Annotated in this window: 6 protein-coding genes; 3 read left to right on the plus strand and 3 right to left on the minus strand. The window is 68.3% G+C overall.

From position 1 onward, the window contains the following. Nucleotides 1–29: 29 nt before the first annotated feature. From BW996_RS22460 to BW996_RS09080, 3 genes are read left to right on the plus strand one after another with little or no spacing between them, the layout of a single operon-like run. Nucleotides 30–2,309, plus strand: a complete 2,280-nt coding sequence (locus BW996_RS22460; RefSeq protein ID WP_162177956.1) for a methyl-accepting chemotaxis protein — start codon at nucleotides 30–32, stop codon at nucleotides 2,307–2,309. Between the two features lie 21 nt (nucleotides 2,310–2,330). Further along, complete coding sequence (locus BW996_RS09075) at nucleotides 2,331–3,125, plus strand: CheR family methyltransferase (RefSeq protein ID WP_037479461.1); 795 nt, start codon at nucleotides 2,331–2,333, stop codon at nucleotides 3,123–3,125. Beyond that, nucleotides 3,118–4,254 (plus strand): protein-glutamate methylesterase/protein-glutamine glutaminase, encoded by a 1,137-nt coding sequence (locus BW996_RS09080; RefSeq protein ID WP_051631672.1) that lies wholly within the window; start codon nucleotides 3,118–3,120, stop codon nucleotides 4,252–4,254. Before BW996_RS09075 ends, BW996_RS09080 begins: the two co-directional genes overlap by 8 nt. A gap of 15 nt (nucleotides 4,255–4,269) precedes the next feature. Here BW996_RS09080 and BW996_RS09085 read toward each other — a convergent pair whose 3' ends face one another. From BW996_RS09085 to BW996_RS09095, 3 genes are all read right to left on the minus strand, one after another. Continuing rightward, nucleotides 4,270–5,229 (minus strand): NAD(P)H-dependent flavin oxidoreductase, encoded by a 960-nt coding sequence (locus BW996_RS09085; RefSeq protein WP_037479459.1) that lies wholly within the window; start codon nucleotides 5,227–5,229, stop codon nucleotides 4,270–4,272. 105 nt (nucleotides 5,230–5,334) lie between these two features. After that, on the minus strand, nucleotides 5,335–7,125 hold the full coding sequence (locus BW996_RS09090; protein ID WP_037479457.1) for an acyl-CoA dehydrogenase: 1,791 nt from the start codon (nucleotides 7,123–7,125) through the stop codon (nucleotides 5,335–5,337). A gap of 126 nt (nucleotides 7,126–7,251) precedes the next feature. Then, nucleotides 7,252–7,584, minus strand: a 333-nt coding sequence (locus BW996_RS09095) for an electron transfer flavoprotein subunit alpha/FixB family protein (protein ID WP_217694719.1), incomplete at its 5' end; no start/stop codon positions are given.

Consider the following 7,584-nt stretch of genomic DNA (forward strand, 5'->3'; position numbering starts at 1 on the left):
CAGAGCAGCCGGCCCGCCACGCCATGCCGATGTCGGACCTGCTGCTGCGCCCGGTGGACCGGCTGCTTGGTCGATTCGGACTGGCCATGCGCATAGGGATCATCGCGCTGATGCTGCTGATCCCGATCAGCGCCCTGCTGGTTCACATGTCTCTGCAGCTGACACAGCAGCGCGACAGCACGGCAGCCGAACGCAGCGGCATCCCGGTCGCCCACGAACTGGCCGATCTGGCCGGGCTTGTGCAGCACCAGCGCGTTCTGGCTTTGGTCAACCAGACCGATGCGGACACCAGCACCGCGCTTCGGCGCCAGATCGAGCAGATCGATGCGACCGCGCGCGAGTCAGGACTGGCCATCACGGATGCGTGGAATGAACTCAAAGAGAGTCTGCTGCGCCAGCCGGTGACCCATGCCGGCACGTCAGGCGACATCTGGCGGCGATCCGAACAGCATATCCGGGACATCCACCGACTGATCGCGCTGGCCGCGGAGAAGAGCGGGCTGCTTCTTGATCCGGAGGGCCCGAGCTTCATGCTGATGGACCTGGCATTCGCCCATGTGCCAGCGTACTGCGAAGCAGTGGCCCAACTGGCCGCGCTCGAACCTGCTGCAGCCGCGGCGGCATCATCCGAGCGTGCACTTCGCCAGGCCGTCGCGCTGCAACGCATCGAGGACACCCGGGGGCTGATCGAGCAGCGCCTGGACGCACTCAAGCGCACCGGAGAGCGTGAGCCCGACGGCTGGCGCGAAGCGGATGCCGCCACCCGACGCCTGGTGGCACGCGCCCAGGAGAGTCAGACCGCACCGCAGACGGATTCACGCGAAGCGGCACGGACGATCGACCAGACGCTGGAGACGATCGACGTCTTCCACAACCACGCCATTCATCGTCTCGATGATCTGCTGAAACAGCGCCTGGAACGGATCGAGCAGGACCGCAGGGTGCTAGGCGGACTCAGCCTGGCCGGCGTACTGCTGGCCACTTGGCTCGCGCTTGGCGTGGCGCACTCGGTGCGCGTCCGCTCCAAGCAGCTGATTGCCCATGCCGAGGCCGCAGCCCGAGGCGAACTGGACAACACGCTGGAGCTCGCAGGACATGACGAGCTGGCGCGCATCGGCACGGCTTTTGCCGCGGTCCAGGACAATCTGCGTGCGCTGATCGGCGATGTGGGTCTGCTTCTCGATGCAGCGCGCAAGGGGCGACTCGACACCCGGGCGGACAGCACACGCCACAGCGGCGACTACCGGCTCATCGTCGAAGGCATCAACGGATCCTTCGATGCGATGGCGCGCCCTGTGCTGGAAGTGCGCGACGTGCTCGGCCAGATGGGACAGGGGCATCTTGACCGACGCGTCGAGGGGCACTGCGAGGGCGTGTTCGACGAACTGCGCCAGACGCTCAACGGCATGGCCGACAAGATCTCGGCCACGCTGGCCGAGGTCAGCTCGGCCTCGCAGGCCGTCTCCAGTGCCTCGCACCAGGTGGCAGCCACCTCGCAGATGCTGTCGCATGCGGCCTCGGGTCAAGCCGCCAGCGTCGAGGAGACGACCGCCTCGCTGCAGGAGATGTCAGGCTCGATCAAGGACAACTCGGAACACGCGGCCCTGACCGACACGCTGGCGACCCGGGCAGCGAGCGAAGCCATCGCTGGCAACGAGGCGGTGGCGCGGACGGTCGAGGCGATGCAGTCGATCGCCACCCGTGTCTCGATCATCGACGACATCGCCTACCAGACCAATCTTCTGGCACTCAATGCAGCGATCGAGGCCGCACGGGCTGGCGAGCATGGCAAGGGCTTTGCCGTGGTGGCCGCCGAAGTGCGCAAGCTCGCCGAGCGCAGTCAGGTCGCCGCGCAGGAAATCGGCCAGCTCGCTGGATCCAGCGTCACGCTCGCCGAGAAGGCAGGCAGCGTTCTGCAGCTCATGGTGCCGAGCATCTCGCAGACCAGCCAACTGGTGCAGCGCATTGCCGCGGCTTCGAACGAGCAGTCCCATGGCGTGCGGCAGATCTCGATCGCGATGAACCAGCTCAACAATTCGACCCAACAGAGCGCGACGGCCTCGGAGCAGCTGTCGGCCACGGCGGAGGAGCTGTCCGACCAGGCCAATGCCCTGGAAAGCCGGCTGTCGTTCTTCCATCTGGACACGAAGCAGAAACCGCTCGGCGCCCATCCGGCACCAGGCGCGCGCAAAGCCGGCAGCATGCCCATACCGCCCAACACGGCTCGTCGCACGACTCAGAGCGCTGCCGGCCGAGAAGAACTCGCCGTGCGCCATCTTGCCGAGGAAGCCGGCTTCAGCGCTTTCTGACATCCGCCTCACGGAGCCCCCATGCTGTCCCAGAAATCCTTCGAAGCCGTCACCTCGATGTTCCACAAGGTCTCGGGCATCCAGCTGACCGATGCCAAGCGCGCGCTGGTGGCCGGCCGGCTGCAGAAGCTCGCGCAGGCCCGCGGCCTGAGCTCGGTCGACCAGTATGTCGAGCAGCTCATGCGCGACAACGACACCGAGGAAATGGTCCGCCTGGTCGACAAGCTGACCACCAACGAGACCTACTTCTTCCGCGAGCCGCAGCATTTCGAGCGCATGAAGAGCGTCATCGAGAAGCGCCCGGCCTCGGCAGGCGAGTTCCGCGTCTGGAGCGCGGCCAGCTCCTCCGGCGAGGAGGCCTACAGCATCGCGATGGTGCTGGGCAACCACTACGGCACCCGCGGCTGGAAGATCGTCGGCACCGACCTGTCGACCGCGATGGTCGACACCGCGCGCCGTGCGGTCTACCCGATGGAGCGTGCCCGCCAGACCGCCCAGGCCGACCTGAAGCGCTGGTGCCTGAAGGGCCAGGGCGACAACGCCGGCAAGCTGATGATCTCGCCGGAGCTGCGCCAGAACGTCAGCTTCGAGAACGCCAACCTGATGCGCCAGCTGCCGGAGATCGGCATGTTCGACATCATCTTCCTGCGCAACGTGCTGATCTACTTCGAGCCTCCAGCCAAGGCCGAGATCGTGCGCCGGGTGCTGCCCAAGCTCAAGCCGGGCGGCCTGCTGTTCACCGGCCACGCGGAGTCGATCGCCAACCTCGGCCTGCCCGTCACCAGCCTGGCCCCGGCGGTCTACACCCATGCCTGAACTGCCGCGCCGCCCCATCCCTGCAGCGGGCACCCGGCCAGTACGAGCCTTCCTGATCGACGACTCGGCGGTGGTACGCCGCTTCATGGCCGAGAAGCTCACCGCCGGCGGCATCGAGGTCATCGGCACCGCCGGCGATCCGCTGTTCGCGATGCCGAAGATGACGGCCGACTGGCCGGACGTCATCGTGCTCGACGTCGAGATGCCGCGCATGGACGGCCTCACCTTCCTGCGCCAGCTGATGAACGAGCGCCCCACCCCGGTGGTGATGTGCTCGACGCTGACCGAGAAGGGCTGCGAGACGACGATGGCGGCGCTGGACGCCGGCGCGGTCGGCTTCGTCACCAAGCCCAAGGAGGGCCTGCGCGAGTTCCTGACCGACGACGGCAACGGCCTGGTCGCAGCGGTCAAGGCCGCCGCGCGCGCCAATGTCGCCGCCGCCGCCAGCCTGCGCAGCCAGCGACCGGCACCCGGCAGCGCGCCGGTGATCCGCCCGCCAGCGGTGCAGCAGGCCATGAGCCGCACCACCGACCGGGTGGTGGCGATCGGCCTGTCCACCGGCGGCGTGCAGTCGATCGAGGTGGTGCTGCGCGGCCTGGGCCGCACCACCACGCCCGGCATCGTCATGGTCCAGCACATGCCCGAGAAGTTCACCGCCTCGCTGGCGGCGCGGCTCGACAGCCAGTACGACCTGGAGGTGATGGAGGCCAAGGACGGCGACCGCGTCATCAACGGCCGGCTGCTGATCGCGCCGGGCGGGCGCCACATGCGGCTGCTGCGCAGCGGCGCGCAGTATGTCGTCGAGGTCAAGGACGGGCCGCTGATCAACCATCACCGGCCTTCGGTGGACATTCTGTTCAAGTCGGTGGCGCAGAACGCCGGGCGCAACGCGCTGGGCATCATCCTGACCGGCATGGGCAACGACGGCGCACGCGGCCTGCTGGAAATGCACCGCGCCGGCGCCTGGACTGCAGCGCAGGACGAGGCCACCAGCATCGTCTACGGCATGCCCGCCGAGGCGCTCAAGCTCGGTGGCGTCGACGACGTGCTGCCGCTGGGTCGGGTCGCGGAATGGATCCACAGCGCCAGCCATCGGCCGCTGCGCACGCCCGGCGCCGCGCCGGGCTGATCCTGTCGTTGCGCCTCAGCGGCCCAGGCCACACAGCCGCGCCCGTGCGGCCTCGTACTCGCGGCGCAGCCGGGCGACACGCTCGGCCGCCGGCACCACCGCGTCGATCGCGCCGATGCCCTGGCCGCAGCCCCAGATGTCCTTCCACGCCTTCTTCGCGTCGCCGCCGAAGTTCATCGCCGACGGGTCGCTTTCGGGCAGGTGGTCCGGGTCCAGGCCGGCGGCGCGGATCGACGGCTTCAGGTAGTTGCCGTGCACGCCAGTGAACAGGCTCGAGTAGACGATGTCGTCGCTGTTCGAATCGACGACGCACTGCTTGTAGGCCTCGCTGGCCCGCGCCTCGTCGGTGGCGATGAAGGCCGAGCCGATGTAGGCGAAGTCCGCACCCATCGCCTGCGCCGCCAGCACCGCGCCGCCCGAGGCGATCGAGCCCGACAGCGCCAGCGGGCCGTCGAACCACTGGCGGATCTCCTGGATCAGCGCAAACGGGCTCTTGGTGCCGGCGTGCCCCCCGGCTCCGGCAGCGACCGCGATCAGGCCGTCGGCGCCCTTCTCGATCGCCTTGCGGGCAAAGGCGTTGTTGATGATGTCGTGCATCACCACGCCGCCCCAGCCGTGCACCGCGTCATTCACGTCGGTGCGTGCGCCCAGGCTGGTGATGACGATCGGCACCTTGTACTTGGCACACAGCGCCATGTCCTGCTCAAGCCGGTCGTTGCTCTTGTGCACGATCTGGTTGATCGCGAAGGGCGCGGACGGGGCGTCCGGGTGCGCGGCGTCGTAGGCAGCCAGCGTCTCGGTGATCTCGGCCAGCCAGTCGTCGAGCTGGGAGGCCGGGCGGGCGTTGAGCGCCGGCATCGAGCCGACGACGCCGGCCTGGCACTGGGCGATCACCAGCTTCGGATTGCTGATGATGAACAGCGGCGAGCCGATGATGGGCAGCGGCAGCCGGGCAAGGACGGGGGGCAGCGGCACGGACGGTCTCCTGAAGGTGCGGGAGTGCGGGGAACAGAGTCCCCCGCAGTGTGCCGCGGCCCGGCGCCCCGTCCTGTCGCTCAGGCGGCAGGAATCGGAACGCCGTCAGAACGCGTCCAGCGCCATGTCGCACACCGAGTCCGCACCGCCGACGATCGCGTCGCGCAGGCCCGGCACCTTGACCAGGATGTGCTCGGCGTAGAAGCGCGCGGTGACGATCTTGGACTTCATGAAGTCGACGTCCTCGCCCTCGTTCAGGCTGTCCTGCGCTGCCAGCAGCGCGCGGCCCATCTGCCAGCCGGCCATCAGGTTGCCGGCCAGCATCAGGTAGGGCACCGAGCCGGCATAGGCTGAGTTCGGGCTGGCCTTGGCGCTGCCGGCGATGAAGTCCACCGCCTCCAGGAAGGCCAGGCGGGCCGCCTTCAGGTTCTTCGCGAAGGACTGCGCGGCGGCATCGTCACGCGCGGCCAGCAGCTCCTCGGTCTGCGCGATCTGGCCGGCCAGCGCCCGGGCGGTCTGGCCGCCGTCGCGGGCGGTCTTGCGACCGACGAGATCGTTCGATTGGATCGCGGTCGTGCCTTCGTAGATCGTCAGGATCTTGGCGTCGCGGTAGTACTGCGCCGCCCCGGTCTCCTCGATGAAGCCCATGCCGCCGTGGACCTGCACGCCCAGGCTGGTGACCTCCAGGCTCATCTCGGTCGAATAGCCCTTGACCAGCGGCACCATGAACTCGTAGAAGGTCTGGTTGGCCTTGCGGGTTTCCGGATCCGGATGGTGGTGCGCAGCGTCATAGGCGGCGCCGGCGACCAGGGCCAGCGCGCGGCAGCCTTCGGTGTAGGCGCGCATCGTCATCAGCATGCGGCGCACGTCCGGGTGGTGGATGATGCTGGCCGCCCCCGCCACCGAGCCGTCGACCGGGCGCGACTGCACGCGGTCGCGTGCGTACTGCACCGCCTTCTGGTAGGCCCGCTCGGCCACCGCGATGCCCTGCACGCCAACCGCGAAGCGCGCCGAGTTCATCATGATGAACATGTATTCCAGCCCGCGGTTCTCCTGGCCGACCAGGTAGCCGACCGCGCCGCCGTGGTCGCCGAACTGCAGCACCGCGGTCGGGCTGGCCTTGATGCCCATCTTGTGCTCGATCGAGACACAGTGCACGTCGTTGCGCTCGCCCAGCGAGCCGTCGGCGCCGACCATGAACTTCGGGACGATGAACAGGCTGATGCCCTTGACGCCCTCCGGCGCGCCGGCGACGCGCGCCAGCACGAGGTGGACGATGTTCTCGGCCATGTCGTGCTCGCCGTAGGTGATGAAGATCTTCGTGCCGAAGATCTTGTAGCTGCCGTCGGGCTGCGGCTCGGCCTTGGTGCGCACCGCCGCCAGGTCGGAGCCGGCCTGCGGCTCGGTCAGGTTCATCGTGCCGGTCCAGCGGCCTTCGTTCATCGGCGGCAGGTACAGCGCCTTCTGCGCCTCGGAGCCAGCGGTCAGCAGCGCCTCGATCGCGCCATCGGTCAGCAGCGGGCACAGCGCGAAGCTCAGGTTGGCGCTGTTGAGGATCTCGCCGCAGGCCGCGCCGATCGCCTTGGGCAGCCCCTGGCCGCCGAACTCGACCGGATGCTGCAGGCCCTGCCAGCCGCCTTCACCGTACTGCTTGAAGGCCTCCTTGAAGCCCGGCGTGGTGGTGACGACGCCATCCTTCCAGCTCGAGGGGTTCTTGTCACCCTCCCAGTTCAGCGGCGCGACGACGCCTTCGTTGAACTTCGCGCACTCCTCCAGCACCGCCTGCGCGGTGTCCAGACCGGCCTCGGCGAAGGCGTCGATCTGCGTGAGCTGGTCCAGACCGGCCAGTTCCTTCAGGCCGAACAGGAAATCCTTGACGGGGGCTCGGTAGGTCATTTCGGGGTCCTTTGGGGTGGTTTCAGGGGCAAAAATCGGGCGTCGGGCCGAAAAAAAGGCGCCTCAGCCAGTGGGGCGCCCTTTTCGGGGAGGTCGGCATGTCGTCTGCCGGGCGATCCTGAAGGATCAGAGGGTCTTGACCAACTCAGGCACGGCCGCGAACAGATCGGCTTCCAGACCGTAGTCGGCCACCTGGAAGATCGGGGCCTCGGGATCCTTGTTGATCGCGACGATCACCTTCGAATCCTTCATCCCCGCCAGGTGCTGGATCGCACCCGAGATGCCGCAGGCCACATACAGCTGCGGCGCCACGATCTTGCCGGTCTGGCCGACCTGCCAGTCGTTCGGCGCGTAGCCCGCATCGACCGCCGCACGGCTGGCGCCCAGCGCCGCGCCCAGCTTGTCCGCCAGCGGCGTCAGCACCTCGTCGAACTTCTCGCTCGAGCCCAGCGCGCGGCC

Source organism: Sphaerotilus natans (assembly GCF_900156335.1).
GTDB lineage: Bacteria > Pseudomonadota > Gammaproteobacteria > Burkholderiales > Burkholderiaceae_C > Sphaerotilus > Sphaerotilus natans.